Source organism: Paenibacillus sp. Cedars (genome assembly GCF_003184205.1).
Classification (GTDB): Bacteria; Bacillota; Bacilli; order Paenibacillales; family Paenibacillaceae; genus Paenibacillus_AQ; species Paenibacillus_AQ glucanolyticus.
This window is the reverse complement of sequence record NZ_CP020866.1, coordinates 1964102-1987703: the sequence shown is the minus strand read 5'-3', so window position 1 is coordinate 1987703 and position 23602 is coordinate 1964102. Positions and strand designations below refer to the sequence as shown.

The 23602-nt window shown below is 48.1% G+C and carries 25 protein-coding genes and 1 pseudogene; 1 reads left to right on the top strand and 25 read right to left on the bottom strand.

Features of this window, described 5'->3' with window-relative positions:
* Positions 1-42: 42 nt before the first annotated feature.
* The 16 genes from phnL to B9D94_RS10890 form a co-directional block, all read right to left on the bottom strand.
* Complete coding sequence (gene phnL / locus B9D94_RS10965; protein WP_148247002.1) at positions 43-744, bottom strand: phosphonate C-P lyase system protein PhnL; 702 nt, start codon at positions 742-744, stop codon at positions 43-45.
* Between the two features lie 16 nt (positions 745-760).
* Positions 761-1936, bottom strand: a complete 1176-nt coding sequence (gene phnM / locus B9D94_RS10960; protein ID WP_148247001.1) for a phosphonate metabolism protein PhnM — start codon at positions 1934-1936, stop codon at positions 761-763.
* Between the two features lie 32 nt (positions 1937-1968).
* Positions 1969-2814: an ATP-binding cassette domain-containing protein gene (locus tag B9D94_RS10955; RefSeq protein ID WP_148247000.1), complete on the bottom strand. Its 846-nt coding sequence runs from the start codon at positions 2812-2814 to the stop codon at positions 1969-1971.
* Between the two features lie 50 nt (positions 2815-2864).
* Complete coding sequence (locus B9D94_RS10950; RefSeq protein WP_148246999.1) at positions 2865-3713, bottom strand: alpha-D-ribose 1-methylphosphonate 5-phosphate C-P-lyase PhnJ; 849 nt, start codon at positions 3711-3713, stop codon at positions 2865-2867.
* On the bottom strand, positions 3710-4843 hold the full coding sequence (locus tag B9D94_RS10945; RefSeq protein WP_148246998.1) for a carbon-phosphorus lyase complex subunit PhnI: 1134 nt from the start codon (positions 4841-4843) through the stop codon (positions 3710-3712). The genes B9D94_RS10950 and B9D94_RS10945 overlap by 4 nt, the downstream gene beginning before the upstream one ends.
* Complete coding sequence (gene phnH / locus B9D94_RS10940) at positions 4843-5454, bottom strand: phosphonate C-P lyase system protein PhnH (RefSeq protein ID WP_036642319.1); 612 nt, start codon at positions 5452-5454, stop codon at positions 4843-4845. Before phnH ends, B9D94_RS10945 begins: the two co-directional genes overlap by 1 nt.
* 13 nt (positions 5455-5467) lie before the next feature.
* The gene (phnG, locus tag B9D94_RS10935) at positions 5468-5896 is read right to left on the bottom strand and encodes a phosphonate C-P lyase system protein PhnG (RefSeq protein ID WP_006211094.1); all 429 of its coding nucleotides are present in this window, start codon (positions 5894-5896) and stop codon (positions 5468-5470) included.
* A gap of 3 nt (positions 5897-5899) precedes the next feature.
* Positions 5900-6619: a GntR family transcriptional regulator gene (locus B9D94_RS10930; protein ID WP_006211095.1), complete on the bottom strand. Its 720-nt coding sequence runs from the start codon at positions 6617-6619 to the stop codon at positions 5900-5902.
* Positions 6620-6658: 39 nt separating this feature from the next.
* The gene (locus B9D94_RS10925) at positions 6659-7294 is read right to left on the bottom strand and encodes a DapH/DapD/GlmU-related protein (protein ID WP_036642316.1); all 636 of its coding nucleotides are present in this window, start codon (positions 7292-7294) and stop codon (positions 6659-6661) included.
* Complete coding sequence (locus B9D94_RS10920; protein WP_006211097.1) at positions 7294-8148, bottom strand: PHP domain-containing protein; 855 nt, start codon at positions 8146-8148, stop codon at positions 7294-7296. The genes B9D94_RS10925 and B9D94_RS10920 overlap by 1 nt, the downstream gene beginning before the upstream one ends.
* A gap of 274 nt (positions 8149-8422) precedes the next feature.
* On the bottom strand, positions 8423-9667 hold the full coding sequence (locus B9D94_RS10915; RefSeq protein WP_148246997.1) for an MFS transporter: 1245 nt from the start codon (positions 9665-9667) through the stop codon (positions 8423-8425).
* Positions 9668-9810: 143 nt separating this feature from the next.
* Positions 9811-10089 (bottom strand): DUF6171 family protein, encoded by a 279-nt coding sequence (locus B9D94_RS10910; protein WP_148246996.1) that lies wholly within the window; start codon positions 10087-10089, stop codon positions 9811-9813.
* Between the two features lie 8 nt (positions 10090-10097).
* Positions 10098-11591 carry an alpha-N-arabinofuranosidase gene (locus tag B9D94_RS10905; RefSeq protein ID WP_148246995.1) on the bottom strand — a complete coding sequence of 498 codons (1494 nt, stop codon included), beginning with the start codon at positions 11589-11591 and terminating at the stop codon, positions 10098-10100.
* A gap of 197 nt (positions 11592-11788) precedes the next feature.
* Positions 11789-12535, bottom strand: coding sequence for an amino acid ABC transporter ATP-binding protein (locus B9D94_RS10900; RefSeq protein WP_006211100.1), 747 nt, complete (start codon positions 12533-12535; stop codon positions 11789-11791).
* Positions 12536-12550: 15 nt separating this feature from the next.
* A complete protein-coding gene (locus B9D94_RS10895) occupies positions 12551-13210 on the bottom strand; it encodes an amino acid ABC transporter permease (RefSeq protein ID WP_036642308.1) in 660 nt (219 codons plus the stop codon).
* A 156-nt stretch (positions 13211-13366) separates the two neighbouring features.
* Positions 13367-14134, bottom strand: a complete 768-nt coding sequence (locus B9D94_RS10890; RefSeq protein WP_148246994.1) for an amino acid ABC transporter substrate-binding protein — start codon at positions 14132-14134, stop codon at positions 13367-13369.
* 281 nt (positions 14135-14415) lie between these two features.
* Between B9D94_RS10890 and B9D94_RS10885 the strand changes: the two genes are divergently transcribed.
* Complete coding sequence (locus B9D94_RS10885) at positions 14416-15144, top strand: hypothetical protein (protein ID WP_148246993.1); 729 nt, start codon at positions 14416-14418, stop codon at positions 15142-15144.
* A 130-nt stretch (positions 15145-15274) separates the two neighbouring features.
* Here B9D94_RS10885 and B9D94_RS10880 read toward each other — a convergent pair whose 3' ends face one another.
* The 9 genes and pseudogenes from B9D94_RS10880 to B9D94_RS10845 all read right to left on the bottom strand — a co-directional run bounded on the left by B9D94_RS10880 (position 15275) and on the right by B9D94_RS10845 (position 23521).
* Entirely contained in the window at positions 15275-15790 is a 516-nt protein-coding gene (locus B9D94_RS10880) for a hypothetical protein (protein ID WP_148248756.1), read from the bottom strand.
* Between the two features lie 353 nt (positions 15791-16143).
* Positions 16144-17073, bottom strand: a complete 930-nt coding sequence (locus B9D94_RS10875) for a manganese-dependent inorganic pyrophosphatase (protein WP_148246992.1) — start codon at positions 17071-17073, stop codon at positions 16144-16146.
* Positions 17074-17200: 127 nt separating this feature from the next.
* Entirely contained in the window at positions 17201-18223 is a 1023-nt protein-coding gene (locus B9D94_RS10870) for a UDP-N-acetylmuramate dehydrogenase (protein ID WP_006211106.1), read from the bottom strand.
* Between the two features lie 200 nt (positions 18224-18423).
* Positions 18424-19296: pseudogene (rpoD, locus tag B9D94_RS10865) on the bottom strand (RNA polymerase sigma factor RpoD); the annotation flags it as partial.
* A gap of 332 nt (positions 19297-19628) precedes the next feature.
* Positions 19629-20957, bottom strand: a complete 1329-nt coding sequence (nagZ, locus tag B9D94_RS10860) for a beta-N-acetylhexosaminidase (RefSeq protein ID WP_148246991.1) — start codon at positions 20955-20957, stop codon at positions 19629-19631.
* A gap of 151 nt (positions 20958-21108) precedes the next feature.
* Positions 21109-21258 carry a hypothetical protein gene (locus tag B9D94_RS30950; protein WP_162158346.1) on the bottom strand — a complete coding sequence of 50 codons (150 nt, stop codon included), beginning with the start codon at positions 21256-21258 and terminating at the stop codon, positions 21109-21111.
* A gap of 125 nt (positions 21259-21383) precedes the next feature.
* Positions 21384-22232 carry a DegV family protein gene (locus tag B9D94_RS10855; protein WP_076150491.1) on the bottom strand — a complete coding sequence of 283 codons (849 nt, stop codon included), beginning with the start codon at positions 22230-22232 and terminating at the stop codon, positions 21384-21386.
* Between the two features lie 149 nt (positions 22233-22381).
* A complete protein-coding gene (locus B9D94_RS10850; protein ID WP_036642299.1) occupies positions 22382-22735 on the bottom strand; it encodes a GIY-YIG nuclease family protein in 354 nt (117 codons plus the stop codon).
* Between the two features lie 30 nt (positions 22736-22765).
* Positions 22766-23521, bottom strand: a complete 756-nt coding sequence (locus B9D94_RS10845; RefSeq protein WP_006211112.1) for a DUF2087 domain-containing protein — start codon at positions 23519-23521, stop codon at positions 22766-22768.
* Positions 23522-23602: the final 81 nt, after the last annotated feature.

Here is a 23602-nt window from a genome sequence, read left to right as displayed (position 1 = left end):
TATATGTTTACTTTTATTAAGAGGAGTAATAATTCCCATTTATTAAATAGCGCTAAAAATTCCGTTCTGCATGTTGTATTCGCGATGACACAAATTTTTCATGAACTCAAGATCATGGAAAATCCCCAGCATCGTTGTCCCTTCGCGCATCAGCTGTTCCAGCAATTCTCTGACCTTGATCTTGGAAGCATTATCGAGGCTTGCCGTCGGCTCATCCAGCAGCAGCAGCCTCGGATGCTTCACCATCGCTCTGGCTATGTTAAGCCTCAGCTTCTCTCCCCCGGAGAATGTTGCAGGGTAGCTGTCCCACAAATATTCATCCAGTTCGAAGTGGGCCAGCATATGTTCTGCCTCCTGCTTCGCAAAGTCTTCCTCGTTTCCCATCTCGACAATGGCCTGCTCTACCAGCTCTCTTGCGGTTGTGCGGGGCATTGCATTTAAAAATTGAGACACATATCCAATTTCATGTTTCCGCAAATAAACCATTTCCCGTTCCGATGCCTCTGCTAAATTCATCCGGCCGAATCTCTTCGAGATGTACCAGATGCTGCCTTCGTTGATGACATATGTGCGATAAATACTTTTCAAAATTGTCGATTTCCCGCTTCCGCTCTTCCCGGTTATTCCGACAAATTCGCCTTCCTGCAGCTCGAAATCAACACGATCAATGGCTTTAATATGTTTATCCAGATTGTGAAGCATAAAGGATTTAGACAAATTATGAATGCTCAGTATAGGTTCCACTAAATTCCCCCCCGGTTTAACGGTAATTGGTTTTTTGAATAAGTCTTCCATCGACGAACACCGCTGTAATTACCGGAAAGTTCGGTTCAATTTTTTCGATAATTAACAAGTCTGCTGTCTTGCCTTCCCGAATCGAACCAAGCTCATGATCCAGCTTGATCGCTTTGGCAGGATTCAGCGTAACCAGCTTAAACATCTCGACCAGATCCATGCCGTGCTTGCGGTTCATTTCAAATACGGCGTGCAGCAATGCGGCCGGGTAATAATCACTGCACAGAATATCGATGCTACCCGCCCGGATCGCCTCCGGCGCAGATAGATTTCCGCTATGCGAGCCGCCCAGCAGCACGTTCGGCGCGCCGGCAATGGTAAACATTCCGTTCTCCTTCGCCTTCAATGCAATCTCAAGCGTGATCGGGAACTCACTGATCACTGCGCCAAAGCTTTGGACAAGCTCGAGCTTCTCAAGCGAATCGTCATCATGCGAGGCAATCGTAATCTGATGCTCCCGGGCAAATTGCGCAAGTTCCCGGATGCCGTCGATTGTAAGCTTCTCTTTCTGCTGATGCCTTTCCAGAATCTGTGCGATCTCTTCATCGCTCTTATTGCTGTAGCCCTTGACCGTAGCACGATATATTTCCAAGTTTCTGTATTGTCCCTGACCCGGTGTATGATCCATAAAGGATAATAGATGCACTTTCTTCTCTGCGATAAAAGCTTTCAAATTCGCGATCTCTTCAACGTTGTCGATTTCAAGCCGTGCGTGGAAGCGGTGGCGAACCAGATGCTTGCTGTGATGGGTTTTATCGATAATATCAATTAACTGCTTTACGTTTTCCGTTTCACGGATCGGCTTATAAGCATACTCCGTGTCTTTAAAGAGGGAAAGCGAATGATACATGGTCGTGATGCCATGCGTAATCAATTCCTTCTCCGTCTCCCTAACGCTTAAATGAAAGTCCATTAAGGATGTCGGTCTGGGAGCTGCCATATGCTCAATGTAGTCGGAATGCAAGTCAATGAAGCCCGGCGAGATATATCCGCCTTCGGCGTCAATCACCTGAATGGTTTCATCCGGATTGAATTCTCCTTGTTTAACCACTTTTTCAATGCGGTTGCCGGCGATCAACAGATCGAACCCTTCCAGTATGGCTTCCTCCGTTATGATTTTTCCACCCGTGATGAGATACATATTTCCCCCTACTTTCATCTGTTGTCTGCCGATTATAACAGCGAGTGAACCAATTGCTGCGTATACCGATGCTGCGGGTCCTCCAAAATCTGATCCGTCAGACCATACTCTATGACCTTGCCATCCAGCATGACCATCGTCCGGTCGGCCAGCATCCGGATGACGCCAAGATCATGCGAAACGATAATCATGCTGATGTTCAGCTCTCTTTGCAGCTTTTTAATCAAGTCAAGCACGTTTGCCTGCACCGAAAGGTCAAGTCCGGTTGTAACCTCATCCAATAGCAGAATCGGCGGGTTGTTCGATAGCGCCTTTGCGATTTGCACGCGCTGCTGCATGCCTCCCGAGAAATTTTTAGGCGGTTCCTTCATCCGGCGGATTGGAATATTCACATGCTCCAGCAGCTCGCGGCCTCTCGCTTCCATCGCTCCGACATTTCTGCCACCGGCTGCGATCAGCTTCTCCGCAATATTGCCGATTGACGAGAAGCCCATCCGCAGGCCAAGCATCGGATTTTGATACACCTTCCCCATCTGATGATTGCGAATATAACGCTTTTGTTGTGAGGACTCCTCGAATATGTTGGCCTCGCCGTTCTTGTAGCTGGTAATAAGGGCCTCACCTTCGGTAACCTCCTGATCGAAATACAAGCATTGCATCAGAGTAGATTTCCCGCTCCCGCTTTCCCCGACGATACCGAATACTTCCCCGGGATACAGATCGAACGAAATGTCACGGCATGCGTATACGGTGCCGCATGTCGGACAGTAATTTTTAATTAATGAATCCGATTGTCCCGAGCTACAATGAATACAGCCGGGTCCGAATTGCTTGCTTAAGTGGTTAACAGATAATATCGGCCGGTCAAAATCATCCATGTTGTATTACCTCCTATACATTTTGCTTCGTTTTTAGGTTTGCCGGAAAATTAATGATTCGCCGGTCGAGCGTTTAATCGGGAGATACAATAGCTGGTATCATTGCATTGATGATACGTCTCCCCTGTTCCCTCATCGATCAGTTCATCCAGAAACACTCCTGTAGCTCCGCACTGCCAGCAGCTGGCTCCCTCAAAGCTTTCGGCCTCGAACGGATAATCGTCAAATGCCAAAGATACGACCTTGGTGAATGGAGGAACGGCGTAAATTTTCTTCTCCCGGCCTGCGCCAAGCAAAATCAAAGCTTTCGAATAATTCATTTTCGGATTATCAAAGCGCGGAATCGGGCTAGGGGCCATCACGTAGCGGTCCTGCACCATGACGGGATGGTCCGCGCCTGTGGACATATGGCCGTACTTCATAATTTGCTCGAACAGCATCAGCCATGCGCCGCTGTATTCCTGCTCCGCATGCAGCCGCTGTGTTACGAACTCGCTTGGCTCATAATAACGAAGCGGCTCAGGCAGCGGAACCTGCAGGATCAAAATCTGATGCTCCTTCAGGGGAACTTCCGGAATACGGTGCCGGGATTGAACGACAGTTGCGTCCTCCGTGTCATCTACGGTTCGCACCCCTGTTGTCTTGGTAACCAGTTTCTTGATATTGATTGCGTTCACCGATTCGTCCGCCCCTTGGTCAATGACCTTCAGCATATCCTTCTTACCGATCAGGGACAGGGTGAGCTGCAAGCCGCCGGTGCCCCAGCCCCGGCCAATCGGCATTTCCCGTGAGGCAAACGGCACCTGATATCCCGGAATCGCGATTGCCTTTAGTGTCGACCGTCTAATTTCCCTTTTGGAGCCCTCGTCAAAAAAAGCAAAATTGTAAGCGATATTCATTCGCTCTTCTCCTCCTCAGCACCAGATTTGTCTGCCTTTTTCGTCTTCCGCGCACTGTCCAGCTTCGATTGAAAGGTGACGTAATGCGGCATTTTGAGGTGGGACACAAATCCTGTTGCCTCAACGGAATCAATATGATAGAGCACAAACTCTTGATTTTCGGTAGGAAATTCGGGATTCTTGCTGCCAAGGGTGTTATCCAATATCCCCATGGCTATCGCTTTGGTCTCGTTCTGTCCATAGCAAATGCCGTAGCCGATCTCAAGTTCAATCTCCTTCTTGCCATGCTCTTTCTTGACCGTAACCGGAATGAGCATTTCCACCTCAGTGACTTTGACATTGCCGATAAAATAAGCGTCGTCCGGGTCAAGGCTGCCTACCGGATTATCTACATAGACGGGCAAATCTCCGACACGGAGCTCTCCGACCGTCGGGTGCAATTGACCGTAGCCCCGCAGAGAGGCGTAAGCGAAAGAAGTAACGGTTCCTGTCTGTCCCCTCGTCAGTACCTGTAACCTTTCGCTGCGGCTGGCCGGAAACTTCAGGCTCTTGCGCGTCACGTCATCCGGTTCCCGATCATCATTCTCGCAATCCGCAAGCAAGCCCTCTTTCCGCAAATAATCCAGCACCTTCGGCAAACGTTGCAAATCCGTTTTGTCCATATCCTCTGCAGACGTATCCTGATTTTCGAAATCCGCCAGCCAGCCCATAACTTCTTCTTCGGTTTCATTCATAAGATCGAAATCGATTAATCTATGGATAAAATCCGTCGTAGCACCTAAAATTTGACCTCCGGGAATATCTTTAAAGCTTGCCGAAATCCTGCGTTCCACCTGCATGTCATCGGAATGAATCGTTCTGGAATAATGTTTGCGGGGCAATGTGGAGCGATAAGCCCTCATCAGAAATACAGCTTCCTCCGGATTGCCTTCCGCCTGCTTAATAGAGATCGCCGCCAGTATTTCGCTGTAGAGGCTGCTCTCCGACATAACCTGATCAATCAGCCCCCTCATACCAGACTCAATAGAATCGACCTCCAGCACCATGCCCTTTTTTACCCGCTCGTATTTCAAGCGCCGGATCGATTCCTCGATAGCCATCGTTCCGCCTTTGACTGCTACATAACCCATTAATTGTTCACCTTCTTACTGATTTGAGTGGTCCGCGGCAAACATAACGTCCGGGAGTCACGGTCGACAAAGATCATATCAACGCCCAATGGATACTCGATGTTTCTCAAAGCACGCTCATCCAGCCAGCTTCCCCGGCTTTCGCTTCCACAGGTGGAAACCTGCACGTGATGTGTGTCTTCAATACCCGGTCCGGACAGAACCAGTCCATTGTCATTCGTAATCTGCTCCGCCTCTACGATAAATGTCGCCGATGCATGAGGATGGATCAAATCGCCCGCTTTGGCTTTACGTATCGCCTCTTCTAACTGGAATGAATTCGCATCGTTAAGCACAAAAATGAAATCAGCTGCTGCCGTTTCTGCTGCCTTCGCATACGTCAACTGGTTGAACAGCCTGACAATCTCTTCTTCCTTTTCCGAAATAATCTTGAAGGTCACTTCCGTATCGAGCAGCACTGCCGCCAGCAGCACTGTCGCATCAAAACAGTTCAATTTCAGTCCAACTTTCCCTGCAAGCTCACCAAGCTCGCTGATCAGTCCGGGTCTGGACATCGAATCCATCAGTTTTCTGTACGCAAGCTGCGTATCATGCACGAGATCTAGTTTCATCTGCCGCTCTCCCCTAGTTTCCGTCGTCCATCGTTTCAAAGTTTACTTTCGTTTGCAGAACTTTGTGCTGGAATGCCTTTTTCTTATGGTTGATGACTTCTTCTTCGGCCAGCAATACTTCCGTCCAATGCTTTGTTTCTTCAATTCCGGCCTGATACGCCGCGTCAATGACGGCAAGCTGGTAAGCAAGCTCAGACTCATGCCCCTTAACGAGTCCCAGTCCCATCGCTTGGCCAATTTGCACCTTGCTTTCTGTTACGAACACTTCGCCCAGATAGAACAAGCTTTTTTGCGATGTTTCTCTTACCTTCATCATAACCAACCCGTTATTGGGCTGTTCAAGCGTATTTACTTCATAACGGTCTATAATTTGCTGCGCCAATCGGGCTGGAATCTCTCTTGAGCCATTGATCAAAATTTCGGTCCGTTGTCTCCGCTGCATTCATCATTCCTCCTCATGGGACGGTTTTATGATATAAGTAAAATAGTCGCTTCTATACAAAACTCGCGTATGCTCCAGCACTTTGCCGGTTCGCTCATCCACGCAGCCTGATTCCAGCACCAACAGAGGAATCAGGCTGGAGCATTCCAGCAACTCGCGCTCGCTTTTCGAAGGAAAGGCGATGCTTATTTCAGTAGTTGTCGATGTGTAATCGGTATAGCCTTTGCTGTTGTAATAATCGAACATCGACGTAATCTGTCTGCCTTCGGCCGCGATATCATCGAACACGCTTTCCGCTACATATGAAATATGAAATGCAATAGGCCGCCCATCAATCAGCCGAAGTCTTCCGATACGGAATACCCGAATTTCCTCGCCGACCTGAAGGAACTGATAAATTTTCTTGTTGTGCGAAATCTGTTCGCAAAAAATATTGCTTGATTGGTAGCTGAAGCCAAGCTCTATCATTTTCTTGCTGAAACTGACATTCGAGAGAACAAGCGGAATTTGCTGTTGTCTGTTTCGGACATAACTTCCTTTGCCTTGCTTCGAATAGATGTAGCCAAGCTCATGCAAGGTCGTATACGCTTTGCGGACAGTCATCCGCGGGATTTTAAACAAATCCGCCACCTCATTCTCGGATGGAAGCTTGTCATCAGGCTCATAAATACCGGTACGAATATCGAATATGAATTTATCGACGATTTCCTGATCTTCCGACATCGATGAACCCTCCCTGATTACTAATATTCTGAATTTGTGTTACACTCCATACTTGACGATAAACGATTGAATATCGTTGAATTCTGCGAACCGTTCCTCCAGAACATTGCGCGGCCAATCCCACCATGCAATCTGTAATAATTGATCCACAATCTCAGGCTCAAATCTCATTCGGATCATACGGGCCGGAATGCCAACCACGATGGCAAACGGAGGTACATCCTTCGTAACTACGGAGCCGGAGCCGACAACCGCCCCCGTTCCGATGTGAACCCCCTTCATAATGATTGCACCGTGCCCGATCCATACGTCATGTCCAATCGTGACCTGGTTCGTACGCCGCCAATCGAAGAAAGCCTCATCATCGGTATCCGAGAAATCATACATTTTCCGACGATAGGTCATATGATGCTGTGTGACCCGATCCATCGGGTGCTGGACCGGATTGATGCAGGCATGGGACGCGATATTGCCGAACTTGCCAATCTCGGCGTAATTCACCGTAACATCATCCATCGTGTATGTGTAATCCCCGAAACTGGATTCGAAAATCTTATTGGAAGGCCCGACAGACGTCCATTCTCCAAAATGACTGTTAACGACATCGCTTGTCTCATGAATATGAAGCCCAGTCGATAGCTTCGTTCCGGCATGGGGATAATGGATATGATGCATCACAGGCCAACTCCTTTTTTAGCTTTTAAGGCATTGAGGCTGTTGATAACCGGATTCATGCTGCCGAGCGCAATTTCCTTCTCGCCATAGTAGCCGTGAAAATCCGTTCCGCCAGTCATAATCAGCCCGTATTCAGCTGCATAGTCTTTCGCTCTCGCCACATCTTTAGGCCCGTGCAGTGGATGCCACACCTCGATGCCTGCAAGTCCGCTCTCTACCAGTTCGGGCACAAATTCAAAATTGCGGTACTGTCCGGGATGAGCAAGAACCGGAATTCCGCCCGCCTCCAATACCGCTCGGATCGCCGTCCGTGCATCAACATATTTCATCGGGACAAAGGCAATCCCTGGAGCCTTTCCGTTCTCGCCGCGGGCGAACAGCTCCTTGTACAAATCCCCATAGATGCTGTCGGTGTAACCATTGTCGATCAGAGCATGCATAATATGCTGTTTGTAAACACCCGTTCCGTCTTTCGCATAAGTCTCGATTTGCTCCCATGTAATCTTGTAGCCTGCTTCGATCAGCCGATTGGTCATCACAAGAGAGGCTTGATGGCGCATTTCCCGCAATGGCTCGCAGATCTCCTCCAGCGCAGGATGCCCCTCTTCGATATAGTATCCCAGAATATGGACTCTACGATTTCTCTCAAAGTCGTAAGCAGAAATTTCCATTCCGGGAATGATCTCCACTCCGCTTTTAACGCCGGCTTCTACCATTTCCCCCAAACCCTTGGTCGTATCATGATTCGTAATTGCCAAATAGCCGACACCTTCCTGCTTGGCTAAAGCGACGATCTCGCCGAAAGATAAGGAGCCATCCGATATATTCGTATGGCAATGCAAATCTACTTTCACCCTGTGTTCCCTCCCCTGAGTTAACTGGTTCGTTGTCATCCTAACTTGATGCCAAGTTGCAAGGGTTATGCCCATGTAAAATTGCTTATGATTTATGTAAAAAGTATAGAAACCAAGCTTGCATCAACCGAAATATACCAGGGAAGCAAAAAGGCGACCTTCATTCCCTACTACTGGGAAATGAAGGTCGCCTTTTGTTTCATGAATTTAACTGCCCCGTCAAACTACGACTTTTTCAGTGGCCTTATCCAGATACGGCTCTTTTTATAACATTTTATGAAAAGTTGCTTCCGCTCGATTCTGTCGCTAAAGCCGAATTCCTCTGCAACCTCAGAAGCGTGAACGACAACCCTGCGGATATCGCAATACAGATCGAACCCACAATATACACCATACGAATGCCGAGTGTATCGGCTATTAGACCAATAACAGCAATTGATAAACTCGTGATCGTAGAGAGCAGGATATCACGTGAAGCGTATACTTTCGGCAGCATCTCATGATCTACACTGGATTGGAAAGCCGTTTGCTGCGCCACATCCCTCAGCTGATAGGCTGGTCCCATCGCAATGCACAGGATCAAAGCCACAATCGGGATACTGTTCAGACCATACCACAGGGTAAGCAAACTGAACACCGCTGAACCTACAGCCATGCATGGAATCAGATTTTTCTGGATAAAGGAAGACAGCAGCAGCATCAGTAACCCACCCACAATGGCGCCCACATAATAACTGGCGTTAATAAATCCCCACCAAGCTTCGCCTTGATGCAGCACTTCCTTGACATATACCAGCGTGATCGCTCCCACCCATATGGTTCCGGCAATCCCTTCAATCATATCCATGATCGTGACGATTCTTAATGTAGGATTTCTCCACAGGTAGAACCAGCCTTCACGAATCACTTCCCAGCTTGGTTTTGCTCGTCCAGCCGCAGCCGTTTCCTTCGCCTTCATGGAGCGCGCTGCGATCCAAAGGGACAAGACGGATACCCAGATGAGTACGCAGCTCATGATTAAAGTCGGCATATGTCCAAACCGTACAACTAGAAAGCCCGTAAAGGTATAACCTGCAATCTGCAAGGATTGGCTGGTCACGGATAGTGAGCTGTTGGCCTTAACCAATCGGTCAGGTGCAACTAATCTCGGAACCATGGACTGGATGAGCGGGTTTCCCCATCCTTCGGTAAAAGCAATGAACAAGATAAACATACACAATATGGAAACCTGAGATGATATGTATGGGAATGCAATGACCAATCCAGTTAACAACAGAGCTTTCATGACTTGAAGCCTTACCAGAAGCTTGGAGAAGCCGAATTTCTCCATGACAAGCGGAGCCGTAAAGCCGGCGACAAACCGTGCCACTGCGTTAAACAGCGGGAACAACGCGGCAATAAAGGCCGAGCCGGATTCCTGATACATAAAGGTGGTCAGTACCATGATATAGACAACGCCTGCCAGCGAAATGCTCGAATGCGCGGTCCAGTAGTATAGAAAGAAGCCCCCTCTTTTCATGTTCACACCCTATCCTGACGATCTTTTTTTCTAATAGTCATAACATAGGTTGTAAGTTCATGTAAAGATGATTGAAGTTGTCCCATACTAAAAAAGCCTGCCCCCATGACCCATACATGAGAGGCAGGCTTGACTATAATCTTCTATGAAGCGCTACTGGCAACCGACCAACGGTCTTGCCCCGGATATGGGCATCTCTTGTCTTTCAGCTTTGCTGCGATCTGTACGATGCAGCCGCACAGCGTGCACGTCGTGTCCCCTTGCAGCTTTGGACAAGAGAAGCACGCACGAAGACGGGTTTCATACTCCTCATCCGGCACGCACCGGTCCGATGCAAACATCGGGGAGGATAGAACGCGTGCGATTTGTTTATCGCTGATCCGGTAATCGTCATGACAACCTTTACACCGATGATCTGTCATAACTTCGCTTATTCCGCCGTAATCTCAAGAACGGTGACGGACATCGGCGGGAGCTTCGCATATAACACGTCCCCTTGCAGTTCAAATGTTTCGAATGGTGTCGGCTTGAGTACATCCGGTGATTCAAAGGTGTTATGAGCGTCCAGCGAGCCGGAAGCAAGCTGCTGTCCTGTGATTCCGGACACCGCTCCGCTTAAACCCCGAAGTTGAATGCTCACATCACTCTGCTCCACATGGCTCACATTGCACAAGCTTACATGAATTTTACCAGCTTGATCTCTAGAGGCTGTCACCGATACTTGCGGAATCTTCTCGCCGTCCATCTCATAATCGGCTCCGCTGTAGTGGGTGGCAAGGCGTTCGGCATCCTGATGCACTTTATACATATCAAACACATGATAGGTCGGAGTAAGGAGCATCTTCTCACCTTCCGTCAGGATGACGGACTGAAGCACATTAACGATCTGCGCAATGTTCGCCATCACGACCCGGTCATTATGCACATGGAAGATATTCAGCGTTAGACCTGCCACCAAAGCATCGCGAATGGTATTCTGTTGATACAGAAACCCCGGATTGGTGCCCGGTTCAACATCAAACCAGGTCCCCCACTCATCCACGATCAGGCCAATGCGCTTGTTCGGATCATACTGGTCCATAATGGCGGAGTGTCTTGTGATCAGCTCATCCATGTGAAGCGCCTTCTTCATGGTAGTGAACCATTCCTGTTCGCTGAACCCGGTAGCAGCGCCTTTACTTGTCCAGAATTCGCCCGGAACGGTGTAATAATGAAGGCTGATGGCATCCATGAATGGATGGGCTTCCCTCATCACGGTTTCCATCCAGCGATAATCGTCTACATTCGGACCACAAGCAATCTTATAGATTTTGTTATCGCCATAGTTCCGTACATAGGTCTGATAGCGTCTATACAGATCCGCATAATATTCCGGCCGCATATTGCCGCCACAGCCCCAATTCTCGTTCCCCACGCCAAAATACTTCACGTTCCAAGGCTTCTCACGGCCATTCTCCTGACGCCATGCCGCCATGGGCGACACGCCGTCGAAAGTCATATATTCCACCCATTCCGACATCTCCTGTACCGTACCGCTTCCGACATTGCCCGATATGTATGGCTCGCAATCCAAAAGCTCGCAGAGACGCAGGAATTCGTGCGTGCCGAAGTGATTGTTCTCCACAACGCCGCCCCAGTGCGTGTTAACCATTTGCTTGCGGTTCTCGCTCGGACCAACGCCATCCTTCCAGTGATATTCGTCCGCAAAACAACCGCCCGGCCAGCGCAGCACCGGAATATTCAACTGTTTCAGCGCCTCCAGGACATCATTGCGGATCCCTTCCGTATTTGGAATCGGTGAATCTTCCCCAACCCATATCCCTTCATAGATGCAGCGACCCAAATGCTCGGAAAAATGACCATAAATATTGCGATTGATCTTACCTTTTGACAAATCTGAATGAATGGTAATGACATGACTCATGGATTAACCCGCTCCTCGCTGTTGTTTTATAGATATTTATATGAAACAATTTAACAATCTCTAAAACAATGATATCGATCAAATCCGATTCCGTCAACCAATAAATTAAACGCTTTCACTAAAAAATTTAACTTTTTCGCAGAAAAAAAGACCGGCAGTAAGCCGATCTTCCGATTCAGCTTCAAGCCAGTCTATGATTAGCGCATCGCCCGGTTTAAGAATTCCCGGGTACGGTCCATCTTCGGTTGATGAAATAGTTGATCCGGGCTTCCGGACTCCATGACCTGTCCGTTGTCCATAAAGATGATCCGGTCGGCTACTTCCTTGGCGAAACTCATCTCATGGGTCACAATCACCATCGTCATATGTTCCTCGGCCAATTGCTTAATAACCGCAAGGACCTCACCCGTCAATTCCGGGTCCAGTGCTGACGTCGGTTCATCAAACAGCATAATGTCCGGATTCATCATCAGGGCTCTCGCAATCGCAACACGCTGCTTCTGTCCCCCCGACAGATTCCCGGGATATACCTCTGCTTTTTCGGATAACCCGACCTTTTGCAGAAGCACAGCGCTATTGGACCTGACTTCTTCCTTGGTTAACTTCTTGACATGCTTAGGTGCAAGTCCCAGGTTCTCCTGTACGGTAAGATGAGGAAACAGGTTGAAATGCTGGAATACCATCCCCATGCGGGAAGTGATGGCTTTGATCTGCGAGTGATTGGAATACACGCCATCCTTCACAAGGTATTGATCCTGTACCTTGATGGATCCCCCGTTGATCTCCTCCAGATGCACCAGGCTGCGGAGCATGGTGCTCTTTCCTGAACCGGACGGACCGATGACGGCAATCACTTCATTCTTTTGAATTTCAAAGCTGACGTCCTTCAGCACATCCAGATGGCCGAAGGATTTTTTCATATGGGATACTTCAATAATGGCCATAACACGACAGTCCTTCTATTCGTATTTAAATCGTCGTTCCAGAAATTTAAAAAACAACGTCAGCACCAGCGTCATCAGCAGATAAATGACACCCGCAATAAAAAACGGCATAATCGTAAAATCACGATTGACAGCAGTATAGGCAAAATGTAAAAGTTCCGGGACAGCGACCGCATACAGCAGCGCCGTATCCTTCACCAGCGTAATCGATTCGTTGGAGACTGCCGGAAGTGCCACGCGAAACATCTGGGGCAGAATGACCTTCGTGGTTGTCTGCCATTTGTTCAATCCCAGCACCTTGGACGCTTCATACTGTCCTTTGTCGATCGCCAGAAGGCCCCCTCTGAAGATTTCCGCAAAATACGCAGCATAATTTAATACAAATGCCAGACATGCCGCTACAAATCGGTCCAGCACGAGATATTCTCCAATGACCGGCAGCACCGGCAGACCAAAACAGAAAAACAGCATTTGGAGCAGCAGCGGCGTTCCCCGAAACACATAGATGTACGTATTGGCAAGCCAAGCCAGCGGCTTGATGGCACTTCTGACCATTAACGTGAATACAAACCCGAGCGGGATGGATGCAATGATTGCAATAAAGAACAATAATATCGTAGTCTGAGCACCCTCCAGCATCGGTTTGCTGATTTGAACGATGTAATCCATACTCATATATCCCTAACTCCTATTGGAAAAACTTCCTTCACCCTTGAAGTTCTTCAAAGATATCGTTAACTGATTGATTGGAACACAAAACCGGAGCCTTTGATCAAAGTCCGGTTTCATGGGATTCCTATGGAAGGATGGGTCGCATCCTCATGGGTTGACTTACTTCAGCACCTTGTCTTCGCCAAACCATTTCTCGGAAATCTTAGCTGCCGTGCCATCGGCGTTCATCTCATCCAATGCTTTCTGCAGGCTTTCCAGCAGCTCTTCGTTGCCTTTCTTAACCCCGATCCCATATTGTTCCGGGGCAAGGGACTCCTCCAGGATCTTGTATGTTCCCTCTTCCTTGGACATGTAGTATTTCATGACCACTTCGTCAATGACTACGGCATCTACGCGCCCATTCTTCAAGTCGCTCAGAGCCAGCACATTGTCCGGGAATTCAGAGATTTTCTCCACCTGAGCATGAATTTCATTGGCACTTAATGCATCCGCTGCCGAAGACAACGACTGCAAGCCAATCTGCTTGCCAGCCAAGTCTTGGATTGAGCTAATAGCGGAATCGGACAATACTGCTACAACCTGACTGTTCTCCAGATACGGCTTCGTAAACAGCACTTTCTCCTTACGCTCATCGGTGATGGTGTAGCCATTCCATATCAAATCAATGCGGCCGCTGCTCAACTCGGATTCCTTGGCTTTCCAGTCAATGGGCTGGAATTTCACTTCCTTGCCCATTTTCTCGGCGGCAGCACGGGCATAATCAATATCAAAGCCGACAATTTCATTGCTCTCATCGCGGAATCCCATCGGCGCGAACTTGTCGTCAATCCCGACAACCAGCTCATTACCCCCGCCTGACGAGCTTGAGCAGCCAACCACGGTTAATAGAAGCATAACTCCTGCTAATACGGATGCTATCTTTTTCATCAAAAAAATCCTCCTCGTTGGCATGAAACGCAGTCATATTCAGGATGTATATAAATCCACATCATATGTAAACTGCTTTTTCACTTTAACACGTTATCAAGACTCCATGATAGCATATTAGCAGAGAAGAGTCGATAGTTTCATAGAATGGTCAATTTGATGCGTGAAAATTCAATTTATGTATTTTCATCCCATTTTAAGGTTATTTTAAGGATGATTTCAGTTTAGCGGGAAAGAATGATGGCTGTAAGACCCCACACCAAGAAAGGCGGTAAATAACAATGACAACCCACTTGAAGTTTATGAAGCGAATGGTGTTTCTCACTATCGCTGTAGTCATGGGCCTCGCTTATCTTCCTGTCTCCGTTTCAGCGGATGAACCGGCCGGACAGCAGACCGAATCACCAGCTGTTCCCTCTTCCAGGGACGAGAACGGGCAACATAAACCCGGTCATATGTTTAAGGCACTCTCGGAGTTTCTGAAGCTGGAGCCTCAGGTTCTCCGCGATAAACTCAAGACCTCCTCGCTCGCGGAAATAGCCAAGGATCAAGGTATTTCCCGGGAGGCGATCAAAGCCAAGGTAATCGAGCTGCTAAAAGAAAAAATCGCCTCCCATCCGAAACAGCTTGGCAAATCCGTCGATTACGCTGCGGCTGCAGATAAGCTGCTGGATGCCAAGGGCGGATGGCAGAAGCAGCGGATGCATCAACGTCATGGCAGATTGATCTCGGATAGCGAGGAGCTTGCCAAGCTTCTGAAGACAACACCGGAGGAACTCAAGCAGTCGCTCCAATCCGGAAAATCGCTGGCTCAGATTGCGAAGGAAAGGGACGTGCCTGTCCAATCCGTCATTGATCAACAAGTCCAAGCCATCACAAAGCGCCTGGATCAGAAGCTGTCGGAAGGCAAAATGACAAAGGAAGAATATGAGGAGCGCAAATCCAAAATTGCTCCGTTTGTCAGTGATGTGGTGAACGGGAAACTCCAACCGATGAAACACACCCGCTAAGATTCATAAGCTCACGCCTGGCACCTATAAAATGGGCAACGCAAAAGCCGCTCCATCGGTTATCCCTAACCAGTGGAGCGGCTTTTATTCGTTAGCTTCTATCATTGTTTCTTAATATGTTCCATATGTTTTAAGGCACGTATTGTTGTATGATCTTCACAACGACACCATCTTCAACGGTAATATGAAACGGGAACCATTTCATGTCAACGATGTCGTCCTTATGGTAGATGTCCGTGAACTTGTTCAAACTCACCATCTGGTTCCAGGAAATCTGCGCATCCTCATATCGCCCGGTATGATCGTACAGCTGAAGCAGCACTTCTGCATCGTCGGCTACCGCAAGCTCAATCTGCTCTTCCGTATCGTTTACGATATAGTATCCATCCGGAGCTTCTGTCATCTCGGGATCCTGCTCACGCTCGCGGAATATCTGATTCGCTTCCTCGCCCTCGTACCATTTGATCGGATCGACCGTCAGGTAAACCTTGCCGTCTCTAATCTCGAGCCCGTTTATATAGGCAGTTTCCTGATTCGAAGCTTTCGGAACCGGCTCATAATTGTTGCTCGAGGCTACGCCAACGGTTGTCATCATGATGAGTACAAGCAGCATCATCGCTCCCAAACTCCAAGCCGACTTCTTCATCTTCTCATCGCTCCCTCTCGTGCTTCTATCGAATAGGACTGAATCCATCGGGTCTATCCCGGCATATTCACAACGTTCACAGCATTCTAATTTATTTTTAAACCGAATCCTGGGACTTGAAACTCTTTACTATGTACTTCTCGGTTGTATCTTCATTATACGAATCCGACCTCTAAAAAGGATGTCAATTCGATGTAATTTCATTACAATATTTCAATCTTCGTAAGCGCTTATCACAGCAACAGCGATTAAAATCTACAATGCCATCAACAGTCAACACTAAAAAATGACAAAACAAGCCTGACCCGCTGAATGAATCAGCGATGGTCAGGCTTGTGCTTACATCATCTGAATTATTGATTAAACGCCTCAGTCAGAACAGGAACGATCTGCGATTTGCGTGACACCACGCCTTTAAGAAGCGCCTTGTTCTCCGACAGAGACACATTGTACGCTTTCTCAACAGCTTGGGACTCTTTGCCAAGGGCAAGAGCGATCGAATCGTTGTTCAAAATATCCGTCACTACGAACACAAACAGATCCAGATTTTTATCTGCGATAATGCCCTGAATGGCATCTTCGAGCTCGGCTTGACGGGACAATACATCATTGGTGTCAACCGCATTAACCTGTGCGATTTCAACTTTAGCTCCGCCCATTTGGAATTCCTTGGCGTCGAGTGAAATCAATTGAGCGATCGTTTTGTCGCTCAGATCTGCGCCTGCCTTCAGCATGTCCAGACCGTAGCTGTCTGCATCCACGCCAGCGATCTCAGCAAGCTCGCGGGCAGCAGTGATATCTTCATCCGTGCAAGTAGGGGATTTGAACAATAAGGAGTCCGAGATGATGGCAGAGAGCATCAGGCCAGCAATCTCCTTACGAACCGTTACACCCTTTTCCTTGTAAATCTTGTTCAGGATGGTAGCTGTGCAGCCTACAGGCTCGGCACGATAGTACAGCGGATGGCTTGTCTCAAAATTCGCGATACGGTGGTGGTCAATGACCTCAACCACGCGAACCTGATCTATATCGCTGGCGCTTTGCTGACGCTCATTATGGTCAACAAGAATAACCTCGTCTGCTTCATTCGCGACAGCCTCAACGAAACGAGGTGCTTCAACCTTGAAGTAATCGAGCGCGTATTGCGTTTCCCCATTTACGTCTCCAAGCCGTACAGGCTCAGCGGAAAGACCCAGCTGGTTTTTCAAATCAGCATAAGCAATAGCAGAGCAGATGGTGTCCGTATCCGGATTTTTGTGTCCAAAAATTAATGTTTTAGCCATATAGAATGCCCCTCTCGCAACATGAAATTTCATCGTTTATACCAATAAACAGATGATCACCTATCTGATTATAGCGTTAAATTCTACTTATTCCAATTCCTTTACAGAGATTATTTTTGCGCCGGGTTTATACCAGCACAATCTCCGGTTCCGGAACGAATCCAAATTGATTGTTGATAGACTCTGATATCAGATTCATCAAATACAGAATGTCCGTAGCTTTGGCATGCTTCTGGTTCAGAATCATGTTTCCGTGGTGCGGAGAGATGATGGCACCGCCATACTCCGTCCCCTTCAAGTTCAGCTGGTCTACGAGCGAGCCTACCGCAACCCCGTAATCATAATTATTCTTAAACACAGAACCGCAGGATGGGTAGTCGAAATGGCGTTTACTCGTCCGGTACTTGATGATGTCGAGCATCGACTGCGGCGTCTGAATCCCCTTGCCTGCCAGCGCATGAACCTCGCCCAGGAAGAACGAGAAGAAAGATGGCAATGAGGATGGGTGACTCCCGCGAGTCTTCCAATCCGTGAGCAGCACGGAAGTCGTGTTGATCTGCTCTTCCGAGCTGACCGGAATGTTAAGATCGGCCCCTACAACAATCCAGGGACGCTGCTGGAATATGGATTGTTTGTAGGCAAACAAACATTCCGATACGGGAATGGACTGTACGCTCAAGCTTGGATCCGTTGTATCGATATAATAAACGGTATCCAGAATATCACAGATTTGGCGTGCGTTATATTTGGCATTCATATAGATGCCGGCCCCGACGCAGCCTGGCAGCAAAAAGGTAAAGTCGAGAAGGTCCGTCCCGCCCAACAATCCCATCAGAGAGAGCAAAGACATCGGCGTTCCGGATGAAACGTGCCATTTTCCTTCGGATACCCTCAGATCCACCAGGTTTTTAAGCGATATAAACACCAGGTCGTGCTTCGGTTCATCTGGAAACAGAATATTCGAGCCCATCCCGAAAATGTACCATGGCATCCCTCGTTTGTTGCATTCCTGCAGCAGTTCCGCCAGGTCATTGGCGGTTTCAGGCATAGCTAAATAATGGGCTGAGCCGCCGATCCCGTACGTTGAAAAAGCAGACAGCTCCACATTGCGTTTGCACAATCGGTCAATTGCAGATGTATGTAAAGTCATCGTAGACATGTCACTCCCTATTCGTTCACATTCAACACCATAATCCTTACTAAATGTGGGGATGTTACATCATTATGATGCAACTGCTCGGGTGGTGTCAATCTGAAGGGACACATGGAATAAATAGCAAAAAATCCCTTGATTACAGCCTATAGACCATAACCAAGGGATTCATTATAAGCTTTTACAATTCCTAGGATTTATTCAAGGAAATCCTTAAGCCGTTTGCTGCGGCTTGGATGACGAAGCTTGCGCAGCGCCTTCGCTTCGATCTGCCGAATGCGTTCACGCGTAACACCGAAGACCTGACCGACTTCCTCCAGCGTGCGAGTCCGTCCATCCTCAAGTCCAAAGCGCAGCCGAAGCACATTCTCTTCACGTTCTGTGAGGGTATCCAGCACTTCCTCCAGCTGCTCCTTCAGCAGTTCAAACGCTGCGGCATCTGCCGGTGCCAAGGCATCCTGATCTTCAATGAAATCACCCAGGTTGGAGTCGCTTTCCTCGCCGACCGGCGTTTCCAGCGATACAGGTTCTTGTGATACCTTCTGGATCTCGCGTACCTTTTCCGGTGTGATATCCATCTCTTTCCCGATTTCTTCCGGTGTTGGCTCACGGCCAAGCTCCTGAAGGAGCTGCCTGGACACACGAACAAGCTTATTGATGGTCTCAACCATGTGAACAGGGATCCGGATGGTTCTCGCTTGGTCAGCGATGGAGCGGGTAATCGCCTGACGTATCCACCAAGTGGCATACGTGCTGAACTTAAAGCCCTTCGAATAGTCAAACTTCTCCACGGCTTTGATCAGGCCCATATTACCTTCTTGAATCAGATCAAGGAACTGCATTCCCCGACCAGCATAGCGTCTTGCTATACTTACAACGAGACGAAGATTCGCTTCGGCCAGACGGCGCTTTGCTTCTTCATCTCCCTCCTCTATTCGTTTGGACAGCTCCACTTCTTCATCGGCTGAGAGGAGGGGAACACGACCGATTTCTTTCAGGTACATGCGAACCGGATCACTAATCTTGATGCCTGGCGGAAGTGAGAGATCGTCGTGAACCGAAAAATCCTCTGCCGGAGAATTTGCCGTTTTCTCTGTATCCGTAACCTCACGTTCCAATGCAAAATCCGCATTCTGACGGTTCTCCATTTTATGCCCCCCTGTTGACAATCCCATATTTTCATGCTAATCTAGCATTAGATCATTATGACATTAAGCCAATAGTTATTTATCCTTCATTCTAGCATATTTCTTACACTATATCAACTTCTAATATATTCTAGTCCAGATCACCCGATCTCATTACGAGATCGGGTTTGTTTATTTCCTGCAGCAGATGATGGCTGCCAAGGGTGTTCCGTCCCTTAAGAAGGGTAACTCCTTATTCTTTACATATGCTACGTTTACTTCATCTGATCTATTACTGCTTTCGTATCTGCATTCAGCTGTTTTACATCCGGAACCTTGACCGGCTCGTCACTTAACCGATACTTATCCTTCAATTCGAGCGTTGTCCTTACCCGGTCGTTCAGCAGTTCCTCAGATATCACACCGCTGTCAACCGCTTCGGTCAGTGCTTGGATGACGGCTTCCTCCTGCGCATACTCATGACCGATCAGAACGATGTTGCTTCCCGCAAGAATGGACTGTACGGAAGCCTCTCCTACGTCCGTATTACCGGAAACGGCCCCCATCGTCATATCGTCCGTTATGACCACGCCATCAAACCCCATCTCTTCTCTCAGCAAATCGGTTATGACCGGCTTGGAGTAAGAGGACGGCGTATCAGGATCAATGCTCTTCATCAGCAGATGGGCAACCATCACAACATCAGCTCCATCATCAATCGCTTGTTGAAACGGAACCAGCTCCAGCTCATGCAGACGTTTCAGATTATGCTCAACGACAGGCAAACCGAGATGAGAATCAACCGATGTATCACCGTGTCCAGGGAAATGCTTCACAACGGGCACAACTTCCTTCTCCTGAATACCCTTCATGGAAGCTATCCCTTGCGAGCTAACTTCCTCAGCTGTTGTTCCAAAAGAGCGATCGCCGATCACCGGATTGTTCGGATTGCTGTCAATATCCAGTACCGGAGCAAATACCATATTAAGTCCAAGTCCCGATACCTTCCGCGCGATAAGACCGCCCACATTCTTAGTTAATTCCAGATCTTGACGGCTTCCCACTTCGCCGCTCGACGGCAGCTTCACGTATTCATCCGGGAAACGGGTAACCCGTCCGCCCTCTTCATCTATGCTGAGCCATAATGGCACTGGATTGGCTGCATTCGCTTTTTTCAAATCATTCAACAGCTGTACCGACTGCTCGGTGCTCTCGATATTATCCTTGAAAAAAATAAACCCGCCCACATGATATTCCTTCAGCAATTTACGTGAAGTATCGTCCGGGGTGGTCCCCTCGATCCCGACAAGAACCAGCTGGCCTATCTTCTCCTTCACTGTCATCGGAGACATCAGCTTGTCTACCGCATTCTGAGGAGCGTTCGCGGGGGGCTTCCCTCCCTCGTCTTCTTCTGGCGAAGATGACGGATCCCCTTCATCCGGTGGCAGGTTCTGAGATTCCTGTCCCTGCTCCGATGGTGAAGCTCCTTGCCCGTTGTTCGCAGGGCCTCCCGTCTCTGATCCGCCTTGACAACCTGCCAGAGCTACCATCAAGATGACCATCAGCATCCCGAAATACATCCATTTTGTGATACGCTTCAACATCTTCACCTTCCTTATGCTCACTAACTATATTCGTGCTCCGATAAGCAGAGTCCTTCCATCTTAACATGATTTCCTCTTAGCCTGAATCACAGACAGGCGTTTAGCCTCATGAAGAAGAAAAGAGCCGCATCGGCTGCGGCCCGTCGACTGCCTATCGGAGCAGTCCCAGCTTGCGGGCTTGCTCTTCCGTTAATATAAATTGCTCCGACTCCCACACTTCATCCTCATCCGTTCGCCCGAACATCAGCATAATTTCATCCCATATATTCTTTTGCATGGCCTCAGCTTGCGTGATGATCACCTTCATTGCTCCTCATTCCTTTCCGGTGTTATGATTCCCTAATACATATACAACCATCAACCATCGATTAGAATCGGATACAAAAGCCTGCAGACCGAAATCTGCAGGCAGGATCTTTAGCGTAACTATGAATAGGCGGGGTGATGTTTAATCCACGCCATCGCAATCGTGCCTTCACCTGCGTGGATACCCGCAACAGGAATAAAGGTCATGATTTCGGTCTTCAGGGCAGGATGCGCCCCGCTGATTTCCTTTTGGATCTCTTCAGCCTCCGTAACGTTGTTTGCGTGCATGATACACACCTTCTTAATTTTCTCGATATCCAATTTCATGAGGTCCAGCATTCTCTGCTTGGCTTTCTTGAAGGTCCGAATCTTCTCTTCCACAATGACTTTGCCCTCATCAAAACGCAGCAGCAGATGAATGCGGAGCAGATTGCTCAGAAGCAGTTGTGTCCCGGACACCCGACCACTGCTATGAAGCCGATGCAAGCTTGCGGGAATGAGGTAGAAGGACATGTTCTGCACCATGGACTGGATTTTCTCTTTTATGACTTGCACGGTATCACCCTGACGATGCCAGTGAATCCCGGATATAATCATTTCACGTACCGGATACGCTCCCGCTTGAGAATCAATGCCAATCACGGGGACCTCAGCAATCTCTGCCGCCTGCATCGATGAATTCAACGTTCCGCTGAGCTCGGATGAACAGTGAATTGCAATAATATCATCGTACTTTACTTTCAGAGCTTCATATAATTCTATGAATTCTCCGATAGGAGGTTGCGAGCTGCTGACTTTCGGTTCATCCTTCATCTTCTCATAAAAGGCTTCAGCCGAAATGTCTATACCTTCACGGTATGCATCCTGTCCAAGAATCAACCTCAAAGGTACAATATAAATATGATTGTCTTTGGCGAATGCAGGATCGATTGTGCTCGTGCTGTCGGTCACCCATGCTATGGATCTCATTATAGTGTTCACGTCTCGCTTTCATGTAGTAAAAAGTAGGAAAGGAAGCGATTTAAGCCGCTGAATTAATCATATCCCACCCTTGCTACGATATGCAAATGGAAGGCATATGATATCTTTCCCACTCAGAAAACTGCCACAGAAAAGCCTTATTTTTTTACCACGTTATATCCCTTTTCGCCAAAAGGTTCCAGTCTTTCGATCCAATAGGCCTCCCGTTTGCTGACCGCATCCTTCAGATCATAGAACGGGTCCTGCTTCGGTTCAATCGTCTCCAGAATCTCAAAGACAAAAGCGTCATCCCCATACTCTTTCCATTCCTGCTGAAGCTGCTTATTGTAACTCGTTCCCATCTGCAGCTCAAAACGCTTGCCGTTGATGGTCTTCAGATTATTCGTTCCGGCAACCCATATTTTGCCGTTCTTTGTATTTCGAATCTGATATACACCTGCTTCAATCTTGATTTCCTTGTAGATTTGATTTAATTCCTGTCTGCGGCTCATTGTCGTTACATCCTCCTTCTATACTGCCGTCTAGGTCGTTAACCAATACTGGCTTCCATCATCCCTGCGATCCAAAAAACCGTATTCAATCAGATATCGGCGGATCGTCACGTAATCCGGATTGTCCCGTCCGATCATATCGTTGATTTCATTTTCGGAGTACATGACCCCGGGTTTGAAACGGGCAGCTATTTCCCGCAATACAACGTACTTCTGCTTCTCTTTGAGCTTAAACGTCTTCAGCGGAGCCTCGGTCCCTTCGGGAAACACCTTGGCCAGAATGGATTGACGCTCCTCTTCCGTCACGTTGTAACGCTCATCCACCATCTTGGCTTGCTTGGGTATTTCCACCATGGAAGGCGCATGACGATCCTTCTCCTTCAGCAGTTCCATTAATGTCAGCAGAACCTTGGACTGCCGTTCCTTCTCCTTCAAGGCAAACCGATGATTTCGTATGGTCGATGCACTGCCTATGCCCAGCGCCTGCTGAACTTCTTTATCATTCATTCCTTCATAGAACAGCTGCAGCAGTCGGTTCTGATGCTCCGTCAGTCCTGTCAGTTTCTTATCGAGGCCCGACAGATATTGAAACACCGACCCATGCTCGCGCTGAATATGAACAGTCATGTAACGCCTGGCTTCGTACAACACGTCATGATCCGGGTAGATGATCCCTTTTTCCAACGTCTTGCCGCACAAGAGACATACCCATACCGGTCCTTCCTCCACATATCCTTCCTTGAGTTCATCTATGGAAGCATTCCAGAAACGTTCACTGAGATCCAATAGGGACACCACTTTCCTAAAATTATTTATATAGACATATTATTGTTTTGTCTATTATTTGTCAATGCCAACCTAATTAAC

Excerpts from the sequence above, each read along its gene's own strand:
- B9D94_RS10925 (WP_036642316.1), bottom strand. The coding sequence starts at position 7,294 with ATGCATCATATCCATTATCCCCATGCCGGAACGAAGCTATCGACTGGG.
- phnG (WP_006211094.1), bottom strand. The coding sequence starts at position 5,896 with ATGCAGCGGAGACAACGGACCGAAATTTTGATCAATGGCTCAAGAGAG.
- B9D94_RS10855 (WP_076150491.1), bottom strand. The coding sequence starts at position 22,232 with ATGAGATCCATAGCATGGGTGACCGACAGCACGAGCACAATCGATCCT.
- B9D94_RS10945 (WP_148246998.1), bottom strand. The coding sequence starts at position 4,843 with ATGGGTTATGTAGCAGTCAAAGGCGGAACGATGGCTATCGAGGAATCG.
- B9D94_RS10910 (WP_148246996.1), bottom strand. The coding sequence starts at position 10,089 with ATGACAGATCATCGGTGTAAAGGTTGTCATGACGATTACCGGATCAGC.
- nagZ (WP_148246991.1), bottom strand. The coding sequence starts at position 20,957 with ATGTTGAAGCGTATCACAAAATGGATGTATTTCGGGATGCTGATGGTC.
- B9D94_RS10885 (WP_148246993.1), top strand. The coding sequence starts at position 14,416 with ATGACAACCCACTTGAAGTTTATGAAGCGAATGGTGTTTCTCACTATC.
- B9D94_RS10850 (WP_036642299.1), bottom strand. The coding sequence starts at position 22,735 with ATGAGCCGCAGACAGGAATTAAATCAAATCTACAAGGAAATCAAGATT.
- B9D94_RS10880 (WP_148248756.1), bottom strand. The coding sequence starts at position 15,790 with ATGAAGAAGTCGGCTTGGAGTTTGGGAGCGATGATGCTGCTTGTACTC.
- B9D94_RS10955 (WP_148247000.1), bottom strand. The coding sequence starts at position 2,814 with ATGGATGATTTTGACCGGCCGATATTATCTGTTAACCACTTAAGCAAG.
- B9D94_RS10930 (WP_006211095.1), bottom strand. The coding sequence starts at position 6,619 with ATGTCGGAAGATCAGGAAATCGTCGATAAATTCATATTCGATATTCGT.
- B9D94_RS10915 (WP_148246997.1), bottom strand. The coding sequence starts at position 9,667 with ATGAAAAGAGGGGGCTTCTTTCTATACTACTGGACCGCGCATTCGAGC.
- B9D94_RS10900 (WP_006211100.1), bottom strand. The coding sequence starts at position 12,535 with ATGGCCATTATTGAAGTATCCCATATGAAAAAATCCTTCGGCCATCTG.
- B9D94_RS10870 (WP_006211106.1), bottom strand. The coding sequence starts at position 18,223 with ATGACTTTACATACATCTGCAATTGACCGATTGTGCAAACGCAATGTG.
- B9D94_RS10950 (WP_148246999.1), bottom strand. The coding sequence starts at position 3,713 with ATGAATATCGCTTACAATTTTGCTTTTTTTGACGAGGGCTCCAAAAGG.
- phnH (WP_036642319.1), bottom strand. The coding sequence starts at position 5,454 with ATGAAACTAGATCTCGTGCATGATACGCAGCTTGCGTACAGAAAACTG.
- B9D94_RS10895 (WP_036642308.1), bottom strand. The coding sequence starts at position 13,210 with ATGAGTATGGATTACATCGTTCAAATCAGCAAACCGATGCTGGAGGGT.
- B9D94_RS10875 (WP_148246992.1), bottom strand. The coding sequence starts at position 17,073 with ATGGCTAAAACATTAATTTTTGGACACAAAAATCCGGATACGGACACC.
- B9D94_RS10890 (WP_148246994.1), bottom strand. The coding sequence starts at position 14,134 with ATGAAAAAGATAGCATCCGTATTAGCAGGAGTTATGCTTCTATTAACC.
- B9D94_RS10905 (WP_148246995.1), bottom strand. The coding sequence starts at position 11,591 with ATGAGTCATGTCATTACCATTCATTCAGATTTGTCAAAAGGTAAGATC.
- phnM (WP_148247001.1), bottom strand. The coding sequence starts at position 1,936 with ATGTATCTCATCACGGGTGGAAAAATCATAACGGAGGAAGCCATACTG.